Origin of the sequence: Streptomyces stoeckheimensis (assembly GCF_045822005.1) — a bacterium.
GTDB classification, from domain to species: domain Bacteria; phylum Actinomycetota; class Actinomycetes; order Streptomycetales; family Streptomycetaceae; genus Streptomyces; species Streptomyces stoeckheimensis.
The window spans coordinates 117,495-141,292 of sequence record NZ_CP169550.1 but is presented as its reverse complement, the minus strand read 5'-3'; the positions used below and the strand labels follow the sequence as shown (position 1 = coordinate 141,292).

Genomic DNA, 23,798 nt, shown 5'->3' with positions numbered 1-23,798 from the left:
TCGGGGTGTTGATGCGGTCCACGCTGATGCGGCGCTACTCGAGATTCAGAACCTCATCGTCCGCGTGCGTGCCGAACTCGGCGACGCGCACCTCCGCGATGTGCTCGTACCGGCTGATCCGGTCGGTCCACTCCGCTTCGACGCCGAACGCCACCTGCGCGAAGCCCACCCGCCTGACGGCCTCGGCCAGGCCCGGATCACCAGGGGCCAGCAGCCGCACCGGCGCGTCAAGCGCCACGGTGTGCGGCGGCACGAAGTACTCGTCCGGCAAGACGGTGCGCGCATGGACGAGCGCGCCGACAGCGACAACCGAGCCGGCCCCCAGCCGTGCGCACTGCAGGACCGTCGCCGCGGTCGCCACGTAGACGCACCTGCCGACCTCGCAGCCCAGCAGCGTGGCATGCGGCCCCACGAAGACGTGATCGGCGACAAGCACCGGCTGATCGCCGGCGACCGCAGACCCGCGCAACACCGCGTTCTCGCAGATCACCGCGGCCTCTCCGACCTCGATCCGAGACCCCTCGGCATCGAGCACCGCACCGTACATCACCCTCGCCCTCGGCCCCACGCGGACATCACCGACGAGCGTGGCCGTAGGGGCGACGTAGGCGGTGGGATGGACCTGCGGTTCATGCCCGCGATGCCGGATACGGATTCCCTGCGCTTCAGCCGTCATGAGCGGATTCTCACTCGACCGATCACGAGCACGCTGGCGGATTTCCGACGTCGCGTTCACCGAGACACGTGCCGTCCGCGATCTGAGGCACTACGGGGCGAACATCGGCTGCCACGGCACCAGGTGTAGAGCCGTCGGGCTGAGGTTGTGGTGTGCGGGGGTGTCGCTGCGCAGGAGGTGGGCGTCTCCGGCCCGGTGGTGCGCGGTCGGGGCGGGCGTGCTGTTGCCCGTGTCGTCGACGGCTTGGAGGGATTCGGCGTGCGGCGCGTATGTGAGGAGGCCTCCTTCGGCGGGGTCGACCTGGACCTCGGCCTACGGGACAAGGGCCTGGGGCGCCCTTCTGGGACAGGCGAGAGCGAAGGAGCCCAACCGACACCGACCCCGGCAGGCCGGCTCAGAGACCGTCATCGATCTCACTGATACTGCTGGTTCCGCCGGTCTCCGGGCCGGAGGGCGTCAGCCGGCATCCAGGACGAGGTCGGCGCGGTGGCGGCCCAGTGCGACGAGGCGGGCATTGGGCTCGTCCGACCGGGCCACCCACTCCCTCGCGTACGCCGGGTCCTTGCCGTGGCGGACGTGCCGGTCGACGAGGCGCCGTACGCGCAGGGTCTCCTCCGGAGCCAGGTACCAGGCCTCGTCCAGGAGTGGCCGTACGGGTGCCCACTCCGGCGCCTCGTGGAGCAGGTAGTTCCCCTCGGTGATCACCAGCGGGACGTCCGGGGCGACAGCGATGCTCCCCGCGATCGGCTCCTCGAGGGAGCGATCGAAGGCCGGTGCGTACACGGCCGGTCCGCCGGGTTGCCGCAGCCGGCGGAGCAGGCAGACGTACCCGGCCGCGTCGAACGTGTCCGGGGCACCCTTGCGCTCGGCCCGCCCGAGCCTCTCCAGCTCGGCCTGCGCGAGGTGGAACCCGTCCATCGGCACCACCACGGCCCGCTCCGGCCCGAGCGCGTCCTCGATCAGCGCGGCCAGCGTCGACTTCCCGGCTCCGGGCGGTCCGGCGATGCCCAGGATCCGCCGGGAGCCCCGCTCGGCCAGCACGGCGGCCCTCACGATCAGCTCCGATGTCTGCACGGAGCCATCCTGCCCGAGCTCCGGCCGGCGCACCTTGATCTGCCCACAGGTCTGTCTCAAGGACATCGACGGAAACGCCCCGGGTGCCGGGTGGGCGGAGCCGGGCGGTATCGCCTTGCTGCCACCGACAGTGAGGCGCGGGTACTCACGCCGTCACTCCGGGGCCACCCAACGGACAGCTCAGGCGGTACGGGCCGGGAGGAACGGCAGGGCCGGGCGGGCAGCCGCGACACACGCGCCGGGCCCGAACAGCAGGAGGAACAGCGGCAGCATCCCCTCGTTGCCCACCCGCAGCGCGCAGACGAGGATCACGCTCGCCAGCAGGTGGGCTGTCCACCACGTCCGTCGGCCTCGGGTCTGCTCGACGGCGATGGGAGGCACGGCGGCCGTGGCGACGGCGAGGAAGACAACCCACAAGAACGCGGCGAACGGGCCCAGCAGGAGTGCCGACAGGACGCAGCCGATCGAACCGACGGAGACGACGGTGCCGAGCCGGGAGACAGGGCCCGTGGCGGCTATCGCGAGGAAGAGGGCCAGGACGGCCGTCAGAGCCGCTGAAAGGAACAACACGGGCAGGGTCTCTCTTCTGGCGAAGCGGGGGCCGACCGGGGTTGCTCACCGGACCGGCCACGGTACCCCGCTCGTGCCAGGGCACCATGCCGTCGGCGTGCTGTGGAGGGCGGTCCCGGGTGTGCTCTGGCTGATCACCGGGCTGCACACGGGCAACGTCGCCTTCGATGTGGAGGTCCACGACGAGGAGCCCGCGCTGGACCCGTTCTGGGAAGACGTGGTGGAGGTGCCCTTCCACCCCGTGTCGGAAAGCACCGGTTTGGTGCAGTGTGCGGGCGAGGCCGTGTGGGACCTGAACCTGACCCGGACCGATTACCGGGTGCGTTACTGCGCCCAAGGGATGGACGAGGGACGGAACCTCGACACCAGAGTGTCCGGGGAGCCACAGGCGGAGAGCTACCTCCTGCAGTTCTGGCCCGCACCGCCCCGCGCCGACCGCGTGATCCGCCAAACCTCACAACACGCCGCCTACTGGCACCACCACGCGAGCGAACTTCCACCACCCCCTACACCGGAGCAGCGCGCCGAGACCGAACGCCTGGCCCGCCAGGCGCAGGAGCGGGCTGCCGAGGAGCAGCGACTGGACTACGAGCGCTGGCAGTGGGGCGGTCGGCTGCCGAGCGAGAGACCGCGCGGCGTCGGCGGCAATGTCCACGGGCTGCGCCCGTTCGACAGAGATCTGGTGCACGCGCTGGATGCCGTGGGCTCCGAGGTCCAGCGCGCGGTGGCCCTGTTGGCTGCCCGGCGGGCCTGCGAGGCGGCCGGCCTGAGCGGTGTTTCGTGGGTCGCCCAGGCGCTCACGGCGCCGTCGGTGCTCGCGGCGGTACCTCCCGAACGACCGCCGTACCGTCCGCTGACCTCCCCGTCGGCGGCTGGGTGGATGCCGCTCCCGGCCGCGAGGCCGGGGGACGACGGGCGGCGCCTCGGCGGGGGACTGGGCGCGCTCATGCCGGCGGGGCCCGCCGAGGACAGCCCGACACCGACCGGGGGAGGGGGCGCGAACCACAGTGTCGTGGTGGTGCACACCTCCGGAACTCCGCGTGGCCCTCTACGGATCTCACAGCCGCACATCGTTCTTCCCGCCGTGCTCGCCGCCGCCGACCCCGACCCGCTGAAGGCGGCACTGGACGCGGCGTGGGCCGCGGCGAACACCTATGGCGAGCACGGCCCGGGGCCTGACCGGAGAGAGCTGGCGAGGGACGCGGATGGTGTTGACGGGCAGGCAGCGCCCGGCTGGCGGCAGCGTGTTGGCGGGGGATCGCGCTGGCGGCGACGGGGTGGAGGGCGCCGTGGCCCGGGTAGGAGGTCGTGGGCCTGGCTTTGGCTTTGGCCTTGGCCGTGCCGGCCTGGGCCGTGGTGCTGGGCAGTGTGTGGCGCTCGGGCGCCCTGCACCGTCCGCAGGCCGCCGAGCCGGCGCTGCGCGTCCCTGCGCCGGGGCCGCCGTCCTCGGCGCGGGCCAAGGCAGATCAGCGGCGGTCGATGAGGCTGCTGAAGGCAACCCCGCTGACGTCCCGACAAGATGACCCCGGCAGACGGCCGGTTGTCACCGGTTGGCACCGTCTGCCGCCGGTTGGCGCCGCGCGTCACCGCCTCGTCCGCCTCGCGCCCCTCGGTAATGCGGTCGGCCCGCGCCCCGCTCCCACCGACGCCCACCGCTGCGACCTCTGCGCCTGGCGGCGCCGGTACGTGCGGCCCAGGTGGTGCTGGAGGCGTACGTGGCGGAACTGGTACACCGCGCCCGCTTGGCGCAGTACCCCGCGCCGGTAGGCGTCGTCCAGGAACGCGGCCGTGTCCCAGGGCAGTTTGCCCGTCAACGGCAGCCACAGCCTGGCCCGCACCACCCAACGCCCCCACGCGGTGAACGACAGCGCGTACGACAGCCCGCCCCCAAGACCGACGACGGCCCCTATGAAGAGCCCGTCCCACACCTCCCAGCTCAGGTCCCCTAGGAAGCCGTCAAGCAGCGCCACGATCAGCCAGCCGCCGAACGCGACCGAGAGGGCGAGCAGCGGCACGAGCGCCACGACCTGTCGGCGGACGGTGGCCCGGTTGGCGGCGAGCAGGCTGATCGGGTCCGCTACGGAGGCGACGTCCAGCGGCGCTTCGAAAGCCGCCAGCAGCCCGAAGACCAGCCCCGTCCCCGCACCGAAGATCAGGCCGAAGACGAGCATGTTCACGGCCAACCCCTCCAGGACCTCGAGGTTCAGCACCAGGTCCCCGTACGCCAGTGCCCGCTCGACCGCCAGGGCGCAGGCGCAGCCCACGCCCATCACGAACCCGCCCGCCATGACCGTGCCGAACCGCGCCGTGAACACCCGCAGCGGTGCGCGCGCCGGACCCCGTACGCCCGGGCGACGCGCCACGGTGCCCCGTACGAGATCCGGCCCCGGACCGGTGCCCGGCAGGCGCAGGCGTACACGGGTGGGCTCGAAGGTTCCGTCGCCCCGGGCGATCATGACCCCGTACACCGCCGCGAACGCGAGCCCCGCCGCAGGGCCCATCAGCACCCCCTCCACCAGGGTCCGCCACGCGGGGACCCCGCCGATCAGGAGGCCCATCACCCAGGTGCTGAGGGCGGCGCAGAGGGTGGCGGTCAGCGCCACGCTCAGCACGCGCTGCCGGCGCGGCAGGAAGTCGCCGATCTCCCACCAGGCGAGGTCCTGCCGTTCCCGGTCCGGGTGTGCCAGGTGGTGAGCGAGGTAGCCGAGCCACTGCTCGGCCCGGTCCGGATCCCAGTCCCGCGCATGCTCCGCCCCCGGGGCACGGCGTCGGTAGACCGCCGGGACGAAGCCGGCGAGCAGGTGCTCCTCGATGGAGCTCTCGTCGGGGAACGTCTTCGCGTCCAGCAGTTCGGCTGGGTCGGCCCCGGTCCGTTCGCTGTAGAGGGTCCGGGCCAAGGCGGTCATCAGCGGGGTGCGCAGGGCTCCGGTCAGGGGGTCCGCTGTGCCACCGCCACCGCCACCGTTGCCATCGCCCTCTTCGGACCGCTCGCGCAGCCGCTCCGTCACCGCGTCCCACACGCCCCGGCCGCAACCGCCGCCCTGGCCCCCGTTCCGCCGGGCGGTCCGCGGCAGGTAGGCGGCGACGTCGTCGACCGTGAGGTCCGCGAGCTCGATGACGGTGGCCCAGATCAGCGGCGTTCCCGCCGTGTCCACCGCCTCGGCGAACTCCTCGCGCCGGCTGGTCAGGAGGAGCGGCGAGGAGAACTCGTTGAGCCGCTCCAGGGCCCTGGCCCGCAGCCCCTCCGCCATCTCGTCGAACCCGTCCAGGACCGGCAGGACGAGATCGGCCTCGATCAGGGCGCCGGCCATCGATGTGCCCGCCGCACGCGCCGCCAGGTGCGGGTGGTCCCGTAAGAGCCGTTCGGTCATCCACGCGCGCAGGGTCATGGCCGTCGGGTCCCACGAGCCGATGCTGAAGATCACGGGTACGCGGTCCAGAGCGGTCCGGGTCTCCAGGAAGTCCTGCACGAACCGGATCGTGAGCACGGACTTGCCCGAGCCCGCCCGGCCGAGGACCACCAGGCGCCCGGAGTGCCTGCGCCGGTAGAAATCGGCCACCATGGGCAGGTCGCCGCCCAGGTCGCCGCCCAGGTCGTCGGGGTCGGGCGCCGCGACGCCCGGCGGGAGACGCTCGACGTTGGCCTCGTGATCGCTGAGGGCGGGGTCGGTACGCCGCCACCGCACCGGCAGCGGGAAGGGGTCGTGGACCCGGCGCCGTTCCTCCTCCAGCCGCCAGCGGCGCCGGATCTCCAGTGCCACGTCACGGGCCGCGGACAGCACCTCGTCCCGGACCAGCACCGCGGAAGGGGCGGCGGGGGACCGCAACCGCCCGGGCTGCACCCCGCCTGGCTCGTCCGCCCCGCCTGCCCCATGCGCCCTGCCCGGCTCTCCCACCACCCCGTCTGGGTGAGCCGGAGCGCCGCGCCCGCTCGCGAGCAGCTCGACCAGCTCCCTGCGGTCCTCGGGCCCGGCCGCCAGCGCCTCCTGCAGCTTCTCCAAAGAGAGCAGCGTCGGGTTCGGGGCCCTGCCGCCCTCCAGCCGCCGGATGGTGCTCTCGCTCACCCCCGACTTTGCGGCCAACTGCTCCTGCGTCAGCCCCGACCGCTGCCGCATGAGCTTCAACAACGATGCCAGTCGCACGAGTTGATCGGACGTCACGCGACGATCCCTCCCCCTACCGGGGCCGGATGACCGGCCCGGACCGCAGGCGAGCGTAGCGGGCGGCGACCGGTCATACGTGACCGGTCCCATGACCTGTACCCCGACCTGCGCGGACACCACGCTCGGAGAAGGAGGAGGTCCTCCGGCGGCCACCCGCCCCACCACCACCGGCCGCCCTCCGGAGAGCCGAGGAGAAGAGTGATGACCTACCGGTTCTGGTGCGGCGATTGTGGATTCAAGACCCCCTGGGGCACCGAGTCCGAGGCCGAACGCGGGCACACGGACCACTACGCCACCCGGCACCCCGGACTCCGCCCGGGCGGCCAGGTGGAGACCGCCGCCAAGGACCCTGCCGGGGAAGGCATGGGCTGTGTGGGCTGCACGACGGTGGCCGTCCTCGGCCTCTCATTCCTGATCATCGTGTCCGCCTGCGGGCGCTGACCGAAGCGGAGGCCGCCATGCCCGGCATCGCAGTACGGCGTCTCGACGCCGAAGATCCCCGACGCCTCGGCGACTACCGCCTGCTGTGGCGGCTCGCCTCCGGCGGCATGGGCCGGATCTATCTGGCGCGCCCGGCGGCGGGGGGCCCGCTCGTCGCGGTCAAGACCCTGCTCGCCGAAGGCCCCGTGGAGCGCCTCGACCGGGAGCGGTTCGCGCGGGAGGTGGACCTGGCCCGGCGCGTCGACGCCGCGTACACCGCCCGCGTCCTCGACGCCGACCCCGGCGCCGCGCGGCCCTGGATGGCCATCCAGTACGTACCCGCCCCGTCCCTTGCCGATCTCGTACGCGAGCAGGGTCCGCTGGCCGCCCGGGCCGTGCCGTCCGTCGCCGCGGGAGTGGTGCAGGCGCTGATGTCCCTGCACGGCAGCGGGGTCGTCCACCGCGACGTCAAACCGCAGAACATCCTGCTGCCGCTGACCGGCCCGCTCCTGATCGACTTCGGCATCTCGCACGCCGTGGACCGCACGCGTACGTCGCTCACCCTGGGCACCGTCGCCTTCACCTCTCCGGAGCAGGCGCGCGGGGAGGCGTCGACCGAGGCGTCGGACGTCTTCTCCCTGGGAGCCACCCTCTTCCACCTCGCCGTGGGGCGCCCGCCGTACCGGGAGGCGGAGTCCTCGATGGTGCTGCTGGCCCATGTCCAGGGCGGAAGACTGGACCTGACCGGCCTGCCCACCAGCCTGGCCCCGTTGATCGAGCCGTGCCTGGAGTTCGATCCGCGCCGGCGTCCCGAGCTGGCCACCGTCCTGGCGACCGCCGTTTCCGTGCCCCGGCGCGGGCGGCGCCGGCTGCCGGTGGAGTGGACGGCGACGATCACGGCGTACGAGGCCCACGGGCGCGCCCTCGACGCGGACCGCACCGCGGCCGGCTCCGCGGCGGGTGGAGCCGTCTCCGGGCACGCGCCTCCGCGCATACCCGTACTCACCGACCCGGGGGAGGCGGCCGTCCGCCAGGAGCGGCAGCGCCGGGCCGAGGAGGTCCGCCGTCGCCGCGAAGCGGAGCTGCGCAGGCTGGCTCGGAACGCCGGCGCAGGAGGTGCAGGGGGGAGCAGCGGCACGGCCGGCTGGGCCGCCGCCGTGCTCCTGGCCGTCGCGCTGCTCGTCTGGCAGCCGTGGACGCTCACGCAGGGGACGTCCGCCGACGCGCGGGGTGCCCCTTCCGTGGCCACCACGCCCGCCTCCACTCCCAGCGGACCCCGCCCTCCGTCCGAGAGGCCCACGCCGACGCGTACCCCCACGGTCACCCCGTCGCAGGAGGCGAAGACGGGCTCGGGCACGGGTAACGCGGTCCGCCCCACTCCGACCCCCACCCCCACTCTCACCCGTGACCGAACCGAGGAGGCCTTCCTGGCCGTCCAGCAGGGTTCCTGTCTGCCGCTCTACGCCACCGGCTACCCGGACAAGTGGAACGTGGATGTCCCGCCCGGCCCCGTCCGGTGCGACACCGAGCAGGCGCACGTACAGGTCGCCTCCGTCGTCAACGGGGACTGCCCCAGCGGCACCGGCCGGGCGTCCTGGCGCTACAAGAGCACCAACCTCTGCCTGACGCGCATCTTCCACATCGGCTACTGCGTCCTCGGGAAGGGGCCGGGCAACAGCGTCGAGCTCGGCACCTTCACCCTCGTGGACTGCAAGGCCACCAGAATCCCCGCCGCCTACGACTACGTCCTGCACATCACCGGCGTCTACCGTGCCCCGGCCAACGCGAGCGCCACGAACTGCCGCCGCAGCCAGACCGACTCCACCGACTACCGCGCCTGGCTGGTGAACGACAACTCGGTCCTGCTGTGCACGATGTTCTACCGCAACACCTGACGTCTGACCTGATTCGGAAGACACCGGCATCGTTCGGGTGCGGTCGAGGGACTGCAGGTCGGCCTTGCCGGTGCCCAGGACGAGCTGGAGCACGGTGAACGGAGTCTCAGCCCTCAGGAGGTCCGACGTGATGCAACCGGAATCGGCGTTTCTGGGGGAAGCGTTCTCGCTCCGGGTCCAGATAGTCAATCAAGTCCATCAGGGCCACTTGAAGGTCCACCAGGCGTGGATGCCGTCCGGGGAGTGAGGCCAGCTTGACGACACTGTCGGACAGGCGGGAGAACCAAGCAGCGAACTTTGGGTCAGATTCCAGGCGGGCGCAGAACTCTGCGTATCCGATGCAGCGATCGGCCTCCTTTTCATCGGTGATGAGCAGTTCACCGATGGCCCTCTGATCGCTGCGAAACAACTGAAAGTGGGTGTCCGGATAGGTGTCGTCGTTCAGAACGTTTCCGATGCGCGTAAAGAGCTCCACAACTCGACGGTTGGCTTCCTGGTTGCCGAGATCAAGGAAATAGATGCGACGCCTGAGAATCTCAACCCAACCGAGGTACTCGGCGAGCACATGCAGGGTGCTGCGGACTGCATAGACCTGGTCATGACGTTGAATGAAGTGCACTCTCAAGAAACCTTGACCGGCAATGCTGAAGAGGCGCGACTGAAAATCGAAGGCGGCCCAAAGTAGCGGGTCACGATACCGACTCATAACGTCCTGCCGCTCCTGCGTGCGATGACGCTCGGCCGACTGTCGCTCCAGATCGTCTCTGAGGAGAGAATTCCTTCTATCTACTCGGGCGCTGTAGGCTACGCTCACGAGGGCTACAACGGCAGAAATAGACGCAATGATCAGTTCAGTGTTCACGGCATCGCATCGGGTGAGGTCGAAGATGAGGATCCGGGGATTCTGTGCATCACGAACTCTGCTACCCAAGGCTGTCGTCTTCGCAAACAGCGTTTGCGCCGGATGAACTATTCGTGCGCTCCTTGGGTCGCCATCCCGATCAAGGTGGACCCGGCGACCGAGAGCCACGCGATCTCCTTCCGGCAGTCCCGCTTCGCCGACGGTGGGCGGTTCCGGTACCGGAAGGTGTGCGAGCCGGCCGGCCAGGAGCTGGACCAGGGCGACCTCACCCGCGGCCACGAAACGGCGGTCGGCACCATCGGGACAGCCCGGCAACACCACCACCACCACCGGCAGCGCCACCCCGGGGACCACCCTCACCGCGCTGACAGGCGTCGACAAGATCGCTGCACCCGTCGGCGACGAGTTCAGCATGGCCAACTGGCACCCGACCCGCCCGCGAAGAATCCCAGAGAAGTTTGCCCACCACTGAGGGAGGGCTCGCTGGCGCCAGGGATGGCGAGGGTGCTGCCCGGATCCCCTGCGAAGCGCACGCCGTTGAGCCATCTGTCTCCCAACGCCGAAGGGCGCTTGTCCAGGAGGCCTGGCCTGGGGAGGCGAGCCCCTCGCCAAACTGCGACGTGCACGACAACGGCGGTGGCCCTCCACGCTGCATCGCCGATGTGGGGGGCCGCGACAAAGCGGGGCGTGGGCGGCTGTTCATCGAGGCTCCGTTCGACAAGTGGGGTGCTGGCGAGCGCAAGCCGGGAAGATCGGATGGTGCGAGTTTGCCGGGAGGCGGTGGGGGCCGCAGGGCCTTGTGGGCTGTCAGGCCGTCCGGCATGATCGCGAGCATGACGACCAACCGAAAGGTCCATGCCGCGTAGACGGCCAGGCGCGCTTCGCGCCGAATATCCGGTCCCGCCCGTTTGGAGTCCTTGGACCTGTCGAATTCCGGGGTTGTCTGAGCGCACCTGCGCCGAGATCCAGCGTACGGAGCGTGAGCACGGTGACTCCTGGGCCGGGCTGCGGGACGGCTTGTGGGACGGGGCGGTGGAAGCCGCGCTCAGGCACTACCGGGCGTTCCTGCGACAGCCCGGCCGCTACCTGGACCTGTGCTTCCCAGCCTCTCCCCATCCGGATTCCTCGCTCGTCGACGCGGCGAACGCCCGGGACATTCTGCAAGAAGCGTTGCGTTCGCTTCCACAGCCGTCCCGCGCCGAACTCGGGCGAGTGGTGGCGTGTCTGGACGCAGAGTTCCGCCGCCGGACCTTGCCCGACCCACACGCCTACCGGCGCCTGCGGTGGCATGCCGAATGGTGGCACCGACGCCTCTACGACGGTGAATTCCGGTGGTGAGGGGCTTAGCCCGACCTCTTCCCGCCTCAACTCCGATTAGGCCGGGCGAAAAGCGACCCAAATTCACACGAAGCGTCGTGCTGGGCCATGGCATGAGGGGAGCCGTATAGGTTGAAGAGATTGTGACGTCTGTCTTGGCCCGTACGGCTCTTTCGCATCGCATCTGCACTGGCATCCCGAGGAAACAGCTCGGTTCACTCATCGCTGAGTTGGCTGTCCCGTGGATGGCGCGGCAGGACTCCCGGCTGCGTGAACGCCGAGGTCACGACCGCCTGCGGGCCGAGGGAGGCGGGCCTGGCCATCAACTGGTATTCACCGATCGGGTGATTGCCACCCTTGTGGTCCTGCGGTTCCAGCTTCCGCACGTGGCTCTGGGTGTCCTCTACGGCGTCGACCGCTCCATCATCACCCGCGCTGTCCATGAGATCCGCCCGCTCTTGGCCGTGCGCGGCTTCGCGGTACCCGGCGAGTCCGGATCGCGCCTGCGTACGTTGGCCGATGTCTTCGCCCATGCCGACGCGCGGGGCGTTGAGCTGCGGCTCGACGGCACCGAGATCCGGGTACGGCGCCCGAGGGCCGGCAAGCCCGGCCGCCGGGCCTTCATCTCCGGCAAGATGCGGCAAAACACCAAGAAGGCCACCGTCATTACCGACGAGAAGGGTCGCACTTTGTGGACGGGGGCGATTCGGCCAGGCCGTATGCACGATCAGATGGCGGTAAACACCGAGAGGATCGGTGACTTGTTCGATCGGTTTCCCACGGTCAAGGCGAAAATAGACTCCGGATACCGGGGCCTGGCCAAACGGTTTCCCGATCAGCTCCAGGCACCGCCGAAGAGGCCGGGCAAGGACGCCCCGGCCTCGTACGTCACGCAATGGGCACAGGCCCGCAAGCAGCAGTCTTCAGAGCGGATCTGCGTCGAGCACGCCAACGCCGAGCACAAGCAGTGGCGGACCCTTCAGCGATACATCGGACGTCGCGAGCACTACGACGACACCCGTCTGGCGATCGCCGGCCTGGTCTCTGACCGCACAGCCATGCGGTGATCACACAACAGCCGCACCGCCAGGACGGCACATTTCACCCTCAGTCGTGCACCACGTGGGGCCGGTTCACCGGACCAGGCGGGAGCCGAGTACGGGCAGCAGCCGGTCGGTCAGTATGCGGCGGGCTGGTTCGGAGGACAGCCACAGCAGTTTGTGGCGGGTGCCGTCCGTCATCGTCACGGCAAGGCCGGACGTGGTGAGACCGCGGTGCAGACGGGCGTGTGCGATGCCGTCGAAGGGGATCACCTTGTTGGTGCGGTGCCCCTCCAGCACGGCCGCCGGGTCGTAGCCGATCACAGTGGTGGCGGTGTGTTCCGGCACGCCGGGGCTGAGTGAGTGCACGAAGGAGTCGACGAATCCGCCACGCATGCGGACCAGGGAGTCCGGCAGCAGCCACAACTCGCCGTGCAACCAGTCGAGCCAGCCCGTCGTGCAACTGGTGGCGAGCAACTGGGCGTGCTGCACCTGCAGGCCGTATGCGCGCTGGACGGCGTTGTCCAACAGGGCGTCCCATGATTCGAGGGAGCGGACACGCATGCGCTCCTGCACCCACCCCATGGGTGCGTGATATGCCAGACCCGCCGTCCCGTCGGGCTGCAGTTCGACGGACAGGACCACGTCCCAGTCCGGTCCTGCCACCTGTACGGCAAGGCCGTCGGGGGCCGTGACCGGCCCGTGTTCGGCTGGTGCATACGAACTCGTTTGATGCCGCCACAGGGCAGGTGATACGTACAAGCCCTCCGCGAGCCACTGCTCCCTGCGGAGGCCGAGGCGTACGCCGGCCAGATGCAGGTCTATTCGCCGTTTCACCCCCGCGGCGTCCTCTCGTCGAGAGGAACCACGAGGCCGACGCCGTCGTCCGCGACGGCGATCGCGAAGTACTGAACGACCACCGCCCGCCCGGTGTCCGCGTGGTCGGTAGCGGTCGCCCCCGAAAGCCTGTTTCCCCAGCTGCAGATACGCGACGAGTCGTTCTTGCAGACGGACCAAGCCCTGGCGTAGAGGTGGCAGTTCTCTCCCTGCCATACGTTGATGCGCTTCAGCCTCGTGTCGGAAGAGCGATCGATCAATGAGCTTCTTCAGCCTTGACGCTCCAGGGCGAGGGTCGGCCTCGCGCAGGGCCTTCAGTAGACCTGGCGCACGTTGGGCGAGCAGGTCGGTGACTGCGCTGGTGTGGGCGTGGGCGGTGGACTCGCTGATCCCGAACCCGGCAGCGATCTTTGTCAAGGTTGTGTGCCTACGTAGGTACACCGGTGCCACCATCGTGCGCCTGGACGGGCGGAGCTTGCAGCGCCGGTCGCCCTCACGGATGACGATGAGCATGGTGACCCACTCCACGCGCGCATGTGGCAGGTCGAGTGCCGCAGGATGGACATCCAACGAGGCCCCTGAGCAGCGTGGTTGAGACGTCAGACATCTCGATCAACTGTCCGGGGGCCTCGCGGCAACCCATGACGTGGGCAAGTCCTTGCACCGTGAGGAACTCTCCGGGCCCGGATCACCTCACGAGGCGGCCAGCCGGGATCTCCTTCTGGAGCACGGTGTCCCGTCTTGCCTGGCCACGTTCGCCGCCACTCATGCCGGCTGCGACGACCCCAACGTGACGATCGAGGCCGGTGAGCGCGGTGGCGGAGCCGCCCGCGGTGAACGCGTGCGCGCCGGCTGAAGGTCCTTCGTCGTGCCTTCTCGCGTCAGGTAGAGGCGTTGAGGATGTGGTGGATGATGACCGCGGCTTCGTCCGGGTGGTGGTCGAGCCAGTCGGCGAGGTGCTCGCGGACGACTTCTTGGACGTAGGCGTCCGCTTCGGGATTGCTGAGCTTGGTCCTGGTGGCGCCTTCGAAGAGAGGATGGGCGAGCTTTACGGAGACGACCGCGGTCAGGCCTTCGTAGATGGCTTCGGCCGTGATGTCTTCGTCGTCCACGCGCAGATGCCGTTGACGGCGCGCGTAGTCGTTGACGAGGTCCGTGAGTGCGGTGCGGAAGCCCTGTTCGTGTGCGCTGCCCTCTTGGGTGCGGGTGCTGTTAGCGAAGGAGCGGAACTCTCCTGGCGACCAGGTGTTCCACTGCATGGCGACCTGCACGAGGATCGTCTCGTCCTGGTTCGCCGACTCGAAGGCGATGGCGGGGGAGTGGACGAGGCTCGGGGGGTAGGGGCTGAGGTGGGCGACGTAGGCCCGAAGGCCGTCCGAGTGGTGGTGGCGGACCGGTCGCTCCGGACGCTCGTCGGTGAGTGAGATGGCCAGGCCGCCGTTGAGGAAGGCCAGTTCCTGGAGGCGCTGCGACAGTGTGGCGAACGAGTACCGGGTGGTCTCGAAGATGCCTGTGTCGGGCAGGAACGCAATCGCGGTGCCGTGTCCGCTGCTTTCCTCGTGCCTCGTCAAGGAAGTGATGCGGGCGCCCTTCTCGTACTCCTGGGTCCAGCGGTGGCCGTCTCGGTGGACCTCGACCGTGAGACGGCTCGAGAGCGCGTTGACTACACACAGACCCAGGCCGCTGATGCCACCGGAGGCCCAGTAGCCGGTGTGGGGCTTGGAGCCGAAGGACAGCTCCGTCAGTTCGCGTTCGACGGCCGGCTTGCCGGTGGCCTCCTCCACCTCCAGGGGCAGGCCCCGGCCGTTGTCTGCGACGCGAATGCCGCCGTCCGCGGTGATCGTGACGTCGATGGTGTCGGCGTGGCCGGCAAGGTGCTCGTTGACGGCGTACGTGACGACCTCGAACACCATCTGGTTCAAGCCGCGCTCGCCGGTTGAGCCGATGTACATGCCGGGGCGCCTGCGTATCGCCTCGTGGCCTTCGAGTACCTGGATGTGGCTGGCGTTGTACTCGTTCACGATCGCGGGCTGACTGGGTTTGCGGGACTCGGTCATGAAGCACCCTCCCTGGGGCGTCCTGAGCATGTCTGTGTGAGCGGATGTCGCCGAAGCAGCCGAAGCTGCTTTCACGCCGTCACCAGTGCAGATACATCCTAGGTATCTGGAGGTAAATGCGCAGGTCAGACCCTATGCGATGAGGTCCCAGGTGGTCGCGTCCACGGCTGCGCGGAGGCCACCGTCCTGGAGGGCCGCTGCTGGGATCGGAGCAGCGCGAAGGCCCCGCCGGAGGCGCGCGGGGGGCGTTTACGGCTGGGCCCGAGGTGCCCTTTCCCGCGGATTTTCCGGCAGGGTGCAACTCGCTGCTGCGCCGAGTGGATGCGAAGCTCCGCGAGGGCGGTGAGCTGGTCGGCGGTGAGTTGGTCGCGTCGGGTCTTGGTGTCGGAGATCCACACACCGAGCTTCACGGCCACCCGCTCCGTCTCGGGGCTGGCGAGGGAGCCTGGGTGGAGTGGATCGATGCCGTTGGCGACCTGCCGCAGTGCTTCGCGGCGCTCGGTGACGAGGTGGTTCCTGCACAGCCACGCAGGCCAGACGCGGTTCGGCGGGACATGGTGGCCGGCCTCCGGTTCGTAGAACTCGGCGTCGACGGACGACTTCGGGAGGCTCTCCGCCTCCGCGCGGGCTGCGATCTCTCGGTTTCGTGTCAGTGGTGCGGCTGTCCGGTACTGGCTTGTTGTGCTGGTCGGAGGGACGTGCCGTCTGCGGTGCCACCGTCACGGAGGTGAGAGACCGGGGGCTGTCCGCTGTCGTCGGGTGAGGGACGTGCTGGTCACGTACTGACACGAAAGCGAGAGAGCGCATCTACAAGGAGCGGACGGTCAACCAGCCGTGGACGAGTGGGTCTCACCCGTGGATCCAGCGTCCGCGTCCGCGTCGGTCCCGTCGGTGCCGTCGGTGCCGACCGGGCCGCGCGGAAGCATCCGGTCCAGCCACCCCGGCAGCCACCAGTTGGCCCGGCCGAGGAGTGTCATGGTCGCCGGTACCAGCACCATGCGTACAACAGTGGCGTCGATGAAGATCGCCGTGGCCAGACCGAGCCCGAACATCTTGGTGGAGGGGTCCTCGGCGACGGCGAAGGACAGGAAGACCGCCACCATGATGAGGGCGGCCGAGGTGATGATCCGGGCGGTGTCCGAGATGCCCTCAACGATCGCCGCGCCGTTGTCGCCGGTGCGCAGGTACTCCTCGCGTACGCGGGAGAGGAGAAACACCTCGTAGTCCATCGACAGGCCGAACAGGATGGCGAAGAGGAACGTCGGGATGAACGACACGATCGGAACCGTCGCTTCCAGCCCGATGAGTGCGCCTCCCCAGCCCCACTGGAAGACGGCGACCATGATGCCGTTGGCCGCGCCGATGCTCAGCAGGTTCAGCAGTACCGCTTTGAGCGGTACGAGTATCGAGCGGAAGATCAGCATCAGCAGCAGGAACGACATCGCCAGCACGGCGGCGACGAGCACCGGCAGGCGTTGGCTGGTGCGTTGGCCCACATCGGACAGGCTCGCGGTGGCGCCGCCGACGTGGGCCCTGGCCGGGCCGTGCCCGGTCGCCGTGGGCAGCACGCCGGTGCGCAGCCGGGCGATGGTGTCGGCCGTGGCCTTGTCCTGAGGGCTGGTGGTCGGGAACACCACGAGGGTCGCGATGCCGGTGGCCCGATCGATGTGCGTCGGCGAGACGGATGCGATGCCCGGATCCGCCGAGACCGCCCCGACGAGTCGGTCCAGCACTCCCGGATCACCGGCGGGATCCGCGGCGATGACGAGGGGACCGTTGGTGCCCGGGCCGAACCCCTCCGCGACGAGGTCGTAGGCGCGGCGCTCGGTACGGCTGCGGGGCTGTGAGCCGTCGTCGGGCAGGCCGACCCGCAGGCCGAGTACGGGCAGCGTCGCGGTCAGCAGCAGACCCGCCGCGCCGATCGCGTACAGCACCGGGTGCCGGCTGACGTGCCCGATCCAGCGCCGCCAACCGGCGGCGGGAGCGGCGCCCGCCACCGTGTCCCGCCGCCGCACGCGTCGGCCCGGCTTCCCGGTCTGCAGGGCCCGGCCGATCCGGCCGGTCCGGGCCAGGCGCGGGCCGGCGGCGCCGAGGAGGGCCGGCAGAAGCGTCACGGACGCGACCACCATGATCAGAACGACGATCGAGACGGCGAGCCCGCCCACGGTCATGAACGGCACGTTCGCGACCGCCAGGCCGAGGATCGATACGACGACCACGCCGCCGGCGAAGACCACGGGCCTCCCCGCCGTGGCCACCGCTCGCCCCGCCGCCTCGTGGGGATCGAGCCCGCGCGCGAGGTACTCCCGGTGCCTGGCGAGCACGAACAGCGCGTAGTCGATGCCCACTCCGAGCCCGACCATGCTGCCCAGGACGGGGGCGAAGGTCGGGACGTCCGTCACCCCCGCCAGGACCGTCATCGTGGCAACTCCGATGGTCAGACCGAAGACCGCCATGCCGATCGGCAACGCGGCGGCGACGAGCGAACCGAACGCCAGGAACAGGATCGCGGCCGCGGCGAGGATGCCGATCAACTCGCTTACGCCGCCGTTGGGGTCGGAGAAGGCGTAGAAGAGGTTCCCACCCATCTCGATGCGCAGGGGCAGCTCGGCGCGCAGCCGGTCGCCGAGATCGACGAGGGCGTCGAGGTCGTCGGCCGACAGCCGGCTCTGGTCGGGATACTGCACCCGGACGACTGCGATCCGCCCGTCGGCCGAGACAAGGCCGCCGCGCACGGCGGTGTCCCCGCGTGCGTCGAGCGCCCCCGCCGGGTCGCTCGTGCCGAGCACGTGCGGCAGCCGCTCCACCTCGGTCTGCAGCCGTGTGAGAGCGGTGCGCGCGCTGCCTTGGTCGAAGAACGTCGCACCGCGGTCGAGGGGGGTGACGACCACTTGGGCGGTCATCCCCTCCTGGCCGGTGCCGGCCCGCTCGATCAGTTCCGCGGCCCGTTGAGAGTCCAGCCCCGGAGCGGTCATCGAGTCCGCGGTCCGCCCGCCGAAGGCGATCGCGGCGAGCACGGCAAGCGTGGCGGCGATCAGCCATGCCGCGATCACCCGCCAGGGATGGCGGGCGGCACTACCGCCCAGACGCAACAGGGCTTTCGAGAGCATCGGGTCCTCCAACCACCTCGTCGGCCGTGCTTGTACGGCCGCCGATCCCAAGGCTCGTCGCCTCGGCGCTCTGCGGCATCGGCTCGCGGGCCGCGGATCCGTCGTCCCCAGGGCGGAGTGACGCCCCGTCCTTTCGGCCGATGCGCGGCACGACGCGGTGCCTACGCTGAGAACCGTGCTACGAGACGACCTGCGAACCCTGTGGACCGAACCCCGGCCGCCCGACGCGCCCACCCGGGTGTGGCGGGACTGGGCGCTGCTCGCCGTGGGCCTGGGCGGTGTGGCGCTGGAGGCCACCCTGCGCGAGAACGTCGCGTGGCGGCCGGTGGCGGTGGTGTTCGCCGTATGGCTGTGCCTGCTGACCCTGTGGCGCCGGACCCGTCCACTGGCGATGGTCAAGCTGGCGTTCGGCTCGGTGATCCTGCTTCAAGTGGCCTCGCTCGTCGCTGCACCGCACGAGTCGGTCGGCCTGGACACCGGCGCGGTCGTGCTCGTGCTGGTGTACGCGCTGCCCAGGTGGGGATCGGGACGGGAGCTCGTGCTCGGCGGCGCGGTGATCCTCGTGGCCTGCACCCTGGCGACCGTCACGGACGAGACCCCGCTCGTCGAAAAGGTCGCGGGCTTCGCCTTCCTGCTGCTGAACGGCGTGGTCGGGGCGGCCGTGCGGTTCCGAGTGACCGCGCGCGAGCGGCAGTTGGATCAGGTGCGCTCCCGCGAGCGCGAGCAGCTCGCCCGGGAACTGCACGACACGGTGGCCCACCACGTGTCGGCCATGGTGATCATCGCCCAGGCGGGCCGGGTGCTCGCGGGCACCGACCCGTCCGCCGCCGTCGAGGCGCTGGAGGGGGTCGAGGAGGAAGGGGCGCGCACGCTGGAGGAAATGCGCGCCATGGTCGCCGCGCTGCGCGATCGCGGCGTCGGCGCCGATCTGGCGCCGCCTGCCGGCGTCGCGGATCTGGAGCGCATGGTGCGCACCCCGGGTGGCCGCCTCAGGGTCGACCTGGGACTCGACGGCGAGCTGGACGCGCTGCCCCCGGCCGTGGACGCGGCCGTCTACCGCATCGTGCAGGAGTCGGTGACCAACGCGATGCGCCATGCGATCGACGCGACCGAGGTCGTCGTCCGGGTCGCCGCCGAACGTCACACGGTACGGGTGAGCGTGCGCGACAACGGCCAACGCACCGGCCGGGGCCGCGACGGATACGGACTTACCGGACTGCGCGAGCGCGCGACCCTGCTCGGCGGCAAACTACGAGCTGGTCCCGGCGCCGACCAGGGCTGGCACGTCGAAGCCGAGCTGCCGAGAGGGAGGACCGAGAGCCGTGCCCATCCGCGTCCTCGTCGCTGACGACCAGACCATCATCCGCACCGGGCTGCGGATCATGCTGAACGCCCAGCCCGGCATCGAGGTGATCGGCGAGGCCGCCGACGGACGGGAATCGGTACGTCTTGCCCGCGAACTGCGCCCGGACGTCTGCCTGTTCGACATCCGTATGCCCGTGATCGACGGGCTCGAGGCCACCCGGTTGATAGCCGGTCCGGGCGTCGCCGACCCGCTGGCCGTGGTCGTCATCACCACGTTCGACCTCGACGAGTACGTCTACGGCGCGCTGCGCGCAGGCGCCCGCGGTTTCCTCCTCAAAGACACGGGACCGGACCTCCTGGCCCAGGCCGTACGCTCGGCGTCCGACGGCGAGGCGCTCATCGCCCCCAGCGTCACCGTCCGCCTGCTCAAGACATTCGCGGACCTGCCCGCCGGCCGCCCAGTGGCCCAGCCGGTCTCCGCCGTCACCGCCCGCGAGGAGCAGGTGCTCCTGGCCGTCGCTCGCGGGCTGACCAACACCGAGATCGCCGATGCGCTGCACATCAGCCTCAGCACGGTGAAGACGCATCTGGCCAGCCTGATGGCCAAACTCGGCGCCCGTAACCGGGTCGAGATCGCGATGTGGGCCTACGAAACGCGCCGTATCCTCCCCGGAACTTGAGCCGCCCGGCGAGCCCGCGTCCGGCGCCGGTGCCCCCGAAGGGCTGTCTGTCCGGAGCGGGGTGCGTCTTCGGGGACGGGTTCCCACTTCCGCAGCCACCCCTGCTCGTCGAGTCCGGCACGCAGCGCAGGCGCCGGCGCGAGGACCCGGATCGTACGGTGCTGGCGGCTCGCCCGCATCCGCTCCCGAACCGTCCGCAACCCGGCCCGTGCAGCGCGCAGTCCAGCGCCCCGAAGCCCCGAACGGCTCATGGCGGAATACAGCCCCGGGACGAACTCGCGGTGCGGATTGCCCGGCACCTGGAACGGACCGCCGCCCCGGCACCCCGAGCACGACGCCCTGCTCCGCGCCTACGTCCGCTGGTCCCCAATCGGGCCGGCTGACGGACAGGCCCCGGCCGATCAGGCTGCGGATCCGGGCGTGGAAACCGGCTTGCTGGACAGACCGTTTCGCTCGCTGGAGGGTCAGGAGCCTGCGCCGGCCGGCGTGAGCTTCGCGATGTCGATGACCTCGGAGTCCGCCGGGGGCGCGGTGTCGACGGGGGTGTCGAAGGCCGAGTAGGCGATCTCTCCGGCCGTGTCCCCGCCCACCAGGGCCTTGAGGAGGTGGGGGGTGCCCTCGGTGGCGATCCAGTAGGTCTCTTCCTGGCCTTGCGCGGTCTGAGCGGAGACCGCGACCACCGCCCTGCCGTCGATCAGGGAGGTCCCGGCCTCCTTGGCCTTGACCGCGTTCGCGCCCACGCTCGTCAACGGGGTGACCTGGTCGCAGGCGGCCGACATCTGGCGGGCCTGCGGGTTGCTCGTGGGAATGCGCACCCAGTGCGCGGCGAACGCGCCGACCACCGCGTTCTCCTGCTTCTTCGAGGCCTTCTTCTGCGCGGCGATGTTCCGCCAGAACTCGGCGTCCCCGTTGACGTGGACGAGCTCGGCGGTCTTGATGATGCTGAGCGACCCGGTTCCCGCGATCTGCACGGTGCCCCGGCAGTTGCCCTTCTTGTCGACGGCCAGGTCCATCTTGACCGAAGTGCCCGCCGCCACCGGCGTTCCGTCCGCGGTCTTTCCGTCCGCCGTGTTGGACAGCGTGCCGGTGACGTGGACCGACTGGAGCGCGTCCATGGCCGCGCCGGACTTGGCGAGGATCTGGTCGACCGGCAGGGTGTCCAGCCCGGCGGACGGCGTGGCCGCCGGTGTCGAGGTGCCGCTCGCGCTCTCCGCGCCGGGTCCGCAGGCCGTCATGGTGAGCAGGGCCGTGGTGCCGAGTGCCATCGAGACGATCGTTCGCGCGTGCATGTGTCCCCCGGGGATGTCGTGGGCGACCGACGATATCCGCAGGTGCAATGGGCGCCGCGCCGGGGTCGGCCGTGGTGGCTCTCTTCGCGGGTTGTAGTGATCGGAGCCACGTGCCTACGCCGGTTCCAACAGGACCGTGGAGAGCGATGGAGGGGGCCTCTTGGAGGAGATCGAAGCACGGAGACTCGCGGAAGAGTTCGGCCGGACCATGACCGACCGCTGGGACGAGTGGGCCTTCGAGCTTGGCCTGTGGGCGACCCCGGCTGTCACGGGCGTCTATGGCTTCACCTGGTACCCCACGGCGAGAGACGAGCAAGGGCGCCAGATCAGGATCGGGGGGAATCGGCCCATCCTCGTGGACCAGGACTCGGGGTCGTGCCGAATCGTGCAGGGGCCCGCGGAGATGGCCGCGCTCAGAGGTAAGTCAGAGGTTCACACTGCACGTTGGCGTAACGCCACTGCTCGTCGGCAGCCCCGCTCCGACGGCCGGTAGCTCGTCCGGGGGCAGCGACCGAGCGGATCCGCCTTTTGTCAGGCTGCGTCTGGCCTCGCTGGTCGTGGTCGGCGCCGCGCGCCTTACGGCTCGGTTCCGGCTCGATGACCCGTGGCTGGTCCTGGCCGAGGACGCCAAGGACGCCGAGGGCGATGACCAGTTGTCCGGCTGGTCGACGGACGCCGACGCCGATGCGCTGGCCGAGCTGGCGGCTGGGGCGTTCGACCCCTGGGCACCGGCCCCGGCCCGCGCTGACGGTTGAGTACCGCTGGCGGACACGGGAACGGCCCGGTCCGGCACCACCCACCTGCGGTGCCGGACCGGGCGTCCGGTCGTACGTCGGTCCTCGTCAGCGCTTGGGGCAGGCGGCCTGGGTGACCTTGCCGGCCTTGGCCGTCGACGTGCCGGGGTCCAGGGTCAGGCACTTGCCGGTCCACTGGTTGATGAAGTAGTAGCCGTGCGACTGGCCGTTGCTGTCGGTGTTGGTCGGCATGACGTTCCACAGCTGGCTGCCGGAGAACCACTTGGTCTCGCAGGGCCACCAGAAGAGCTGCGTGCCGGCGCCGGGCGGCGTCCCGTTGTTGTACGGAACGGTCAGGCAGGAGCCGTTGCCCGCCTTGATCCAGTAGTGGCCCTTGCCGTCGTAGTTCGGTTTGGTGGCCGTCCACTGGTGGCTGCTGGGCGCCGGGTTCGCGCAGGCCCGCTGCGTGACCAGGCCGCCGGAGCCGTCGGGGAACTCGTCGCCGCGCACCATGCAGCGGTTGGTGCCGTAGGTGCTGACGTACTGCTTGGCGTCGTTGACGGTCCACACCGCCGGGTCGGGCTCGAAGACGTAGTTGTCGCGGTTGAGCTCATCGACCACCGACACGGGCGTGAGGCCCGAGTTGTCGGAGAGCTGGTAGTAGTCCACCGCGACGAAGTTCGGGTTGCGGCCGCCCGCGGCGGGCCGACACGACTTCTCGATCCGGCTCTTGAGCTGGGTGCCGTTGTCGATCTTGGCGTAGGCCTTCGGGTCGGGGTTGTCCGAGCTGAACTGGTTCATGGTGAACAGCGGGGTGAGGCCGGTCGTCCCCGGCATCGGGTTCGTGTTCAGCGCGTTGCCGTTCCGCGACTCGCAGCCGAACGGCTGCCCCAGGCCGTAGCTGTACCGGTTCTCCACGGTGTGCGACCACGTGTTCATCAGGGTGCCGGAGCCGGCGGCCACGTCGCCCCAGCTGTCCTGGAAGATCACCAGGCGCTGGTTGGCGGAGACCATGTCCTTCAGCCGCGGCCAGTTGCTGCTGAAGATGCCCCAGTCGTTCTGGTCGAAGAGCATCTTGCCGGCGCCCTTGGCGTCCAGCAGGTCGGTGACGGCCTTGCTGAGCGTCTCGCGGCTCGCGTAGTTCTCCAGGAAGATCGTCACCACTTCCTGCGGGTTCTTCTGCAGGAAGTTCACGACGGTCAGCAGTGCGGAGTTGAACTGCTCGTAGCACAGGGACGTGCCGCCGTGGCACAGCTCGACGGGACCGGTTCCCTTGGGGTCGTACGTGTCGAGCATCAGCCCGCGCACCCCGCCCTCGAGCTGCTCCTTGATGCTCTGCGACTGGTTCGGCGCCGGAAACGGCCAGTTCACGTTGGTGTTGGCGTAGGCGTTGTGCGAGGTCACGAACGACCACTGGTGGTAGCGCGCGTTCCCGTACTTGCTGCTCGCCGCCTCCGCCCCCGTGGGAGCCGTCAGCGCCGAGGCCAGGACGAGGAGCGAGAGCACCGGCAGGGCGAGCAGGCGCAGCAGGCGAGCACGGCGGTCGGCGCCCGGACGGGACGCGGTACCACTGGTTCTCATGGTGAAATTCCCCTGGTAGAAGCGGCCGCCGGCGTCCGCGGGCGCGGTACGGCGGCGACCGGGTGTACGGAGGTCCCCCGTGCCCGGCGCGCAGCCGCACGCGGGAGCGCGGGCGGAGCGGTGACGGACCGGATCCGGGCGGGGGCTGGTCGGGCTCCCTCCCGGGTCGCCCCAGCCAACCGCGGCGG

18 protein-coding genes and 2 pseudogenes are annotated in these 23,798 nt (G+C 70.2%); 7 read left to right on the top strand and 13 right to left on the bottom strand.

Features of this window, described 5'->3' with window-relative positions:
* Window positions 1–34: 34 nt before the first annotated feature.
* From ACE1OC_RS00640 to ACE1OC_RS00625, 4 genes are all read right to left on the bottom strand, one after another.
* Window positions 35–676, bottom strand: coding sequence for a gamma carbonic anhydrase family protein (locus ACE1OC_RS00640; RefSeq protein WP_407835246.1), 642 nt, complete (start codon window positions 674–676; stop codon window positions 35–37).
* A 456-nt stretch (window positions 677–1,132) separates the two neighbouring features.
* Window positions 1,133–1,750: a nucleoside/nucleotide kinase family protein gene (locus tag ACE1OC_RS00635; protein ID WP_407835245.1), complete on the bottom strand. Its 618-nt coding sequence runs from the start codon at window positions 1,748–1,750 to the stop codon at window positions 1,133–1,135.
* 180 nt (window positions 1,751–1,930) lie between these two features.
* The gene (locus ACE1OC_RS00630) at window positions 1,931–2,317 is read right to left on the bottom strand and encodes a hypothetical protein (protein ID WP_407835244.1); all 387 of its coding nucleotides are present in this window, start codon (window positions 2,315–2,317) and stop codon (window positions 1,931–1,933) included.
* A 1,586-nt stretch (window positions 2,318–3,903) separates the two neighbouring features.
* Complete coding sequence (locus ACE1OC_RS00625; RefSeq protein WP_407835243.1) at window positions 3,904–6,480, bottom strand: helix-turn-helix domain-containing protein; 2,577 nt, start codon at window positions 6,478–6,480, stop codon at window positions 3,904–3,906.
* 204 nt (window positions 6,481–6,684) lie between these two features.
* Here ACE1OC_RS00625 and ACE1OC_RS00620 point away from each other — a divergent pair, with 204 nt between their 5' ends.
* Complete coding sequence (locus tag ACE1OC_RS00620) at window positions 6,685–6,924, top strand: hypothetical protein (protein ID WP_407835242.1); 240 nt, start codon at window positions 6,685–6,687, stop codon at window positions 6,922–6,924.
* Between the two features lie 17 nt (window positions 6,925–6,941).
* Window positions 6,942–8,798 (top strand): serine/threonine-protein kinase, encoded by a 1,857-nt coding sequence (locus ACE1OC_RS00615; RefSeq protein ID WP_407835241.1) that lies wholly within the window; start codon window positions 6,942–6,944, stop codon window positions 8,796–8,798.
* 106 nt (window positions 8,799–8,904) lie between these two features.
* Here the strand turns inward: ACE1OC_RS00615 and ACE1OC_RS00610 are convergent, their stop codons facing one another.
* Window positions 8,905–10,074 (bottom strand): hypothetical protein, encoded by a 1,170-nt coding sequence (locus ACE1OC_RS00610; RefSeq protein WP_407835240.1) that lies wholly within the window; start codon window positions 10,072–10,074, stop codon window positions 8,905–8,907.
* Between the two features lie 525 nt (window positions 10,075–10,599).
* Between ACE1OC_RS00610 and ACE1OC_RS00605 the strand changes: the two genes are divergently transcribed.
* A complete protein-coding gene (locus tag ACE1OC_RS00605; protein ID WP_407835239.1) occupies window positions 10,600–10,998 on the top strand; it encodes a hypothetical protein in 399 nt (132 codons plus the stop codon).
* Between the two features lie 122 nt (window positions 10,999–11,120).
* Window positions 11,121–12,044, top strand: a complete 924-nt coding sequence (locus ACE1OC_RS00600; protein ID WP_407835238.1) for a transposase family protein — start codon at window positions 11,121–11,123, stop codon at window positions 12,042–12,044.
* Between the two features lie 66 nt (window positions 12,045–12,110).
* Here the strand turns inward: ACE1OC_RS00600 and ACE1OC_RS00595 are convergent, their stop codons facing one another.
* The 6 genes and pseudogenes from ACE1OC_RS00595 to ACE1OC_RS00570 all read right to left on the bottom strand — a co-directional run bounded on the left by ACE1OC_RS00595 (window position 12,111) and on the right by ACE1OC_RS00570 (window position 18,021).
* A complete protein-coding gene (locus tag ACE1OC_RS00595; RefSeq protein ID WP_407841851.1) occupies window positions 12,111–12,602 on the bottom strand; it encodes a hypothetical protein in 492 nt (163 codons plus the stop codon).
* Window positions 12,603–12,850: 248 nt separating this feature from the next.
* A complete protein-coding gene (locus ACE1OC_RS00590; RefSeq protein ID WP_407841850.1) occupies window positions 12,851–13,114 on the bottom strand; it encodes a hypothetical protein in 264 nt (87 codons plus the stop codon).
* Window positions 13,115–13,145: 31 nt separating this feature from the next.
* Window positions 13,146–13,424, bottom strand: a pseudogene (locus tag ACE1OC_RS00585) (helix-turn-helix domain-containing protein); the annotation flags it as partial.
* Between the two features lie 311 nt (window positions 13,425–13,735).
* Window positions 13,736–14,911 carry an ATP-binding protein gene (locus ACE1OC_RS00580; RefSeq protein WP_407835237.1) on the bottom strand — a complete coding sequence of 392 codons (1,176 nt, stop codon included), beginning with the start codon at window positions 14,909–14,911 and terminating at the stop codon, window positions 13,736–13,738.
* A 431-nt stretch (window positions 14,912–15,342) separates the two neighbouring features.
* Window positions 15,343–15,534, bottom strand: a pseudogene (locus ACE1OC_RS00575) (hypothetical protein); the annotation flags it as partial.
* 201 nt (window positions 15,535–15,735) lie between these two features.
* The gene (locus tag ACE1OC_RS00570) at window positions 15,736–18,021 is read right to left on the bottom strand and encodes an MMPL family transporter (protein WP_407835236.1); all 2,286 of its coding nucleotides are present in this window, start codon (window positions 18,019–18,021) and stop codon (window positions 15,736–15,738) included.
* Window positions 18,022–18,196: 175 nt separating this feature from the next.
* Here ACE1OC_RS00570 and ACE1OC_RS00565 point away from each other — a divergent pair, with 175 nt between their 5' ends.
* Both ACE1OC_RS00565 and ACE1OC_RS00560 read left to right on the top strand, forming a co-directional pair.
* A complete protein-coding gene (locus tag ACE1OC_RS00565; protein ID WP_407835235.1) occupies window positions 18,197–19,369 on the top strand; it encodes a sensor histidine kinase in 1,173 nt (390 codons plus the stop codon).
* Window positions 19,344–20,006 (top strand): response regulator, encoded by a 663-nt coding sequence (locus tag ACE1OC_RS00560; RefSeq protein WP_407835234.1) that lies wholly within the window; start codon window positions 19,344–19,346, stop codon window positions 20,004–20,006. Before ACE1OC_RS00565 ends, ACE1OC_RS00560 begins: the two co-directional genes overlap by 26 nt.
* Window positions 20,007–20,470: 464 nt before the next feature.
* Here the strand turns inward: ACE1OC_RS00560 and ACE1OC_RS00555 are convergent, their stop codons facing one another.
* Complete coding sequence (locus ACE1OC_RS00555; protein WP_407835233.1) at window positions 20,471–21,271, bottom strand: hypothetical protein; 801 nt, start codon at window positions 21,269–21,271, stop codon at window positions 20,471–20,473.
* A gap of 581 nt (window positions 21,272–21,852) precedes the next feature.
* Between ACE1OC_RS00555 and ACE1OC_RS00550 the strand changes: the two genes are divergently transcribed.
* On the top strand, window positions 21,853–22,050 hold the full coding sequence (locus tag ACE1OC_RS00550) for a hypothetical protein (protein WP_407835232.1): 198 nt from the start codon (window positions 21,853–21,855) through the stop codon (window positions 22,048–22,050).
* Window positions 22,051–22,137: 87 nt separating this feature from the next.
* Here ACE1OC_RS00550 and ACE1OC_RS00545 read toward each other — a convergent pair whose 3' ends face one another.
* Window positions 22,138–23,610, bottom strand: coding sequence for a phosphatidylinositol-specific phospholipase C domain-containing protein (locus ACE1OC_RS00545; RefSeq protein WP_407835231.1), 1,473 nt, complete (start codon window positions 23,608–23,610; stop codon window positions 22,138–22,140).
* Between the last annotated feature and the right edge of the window lie 188 nt (window positions 23,611–23,798).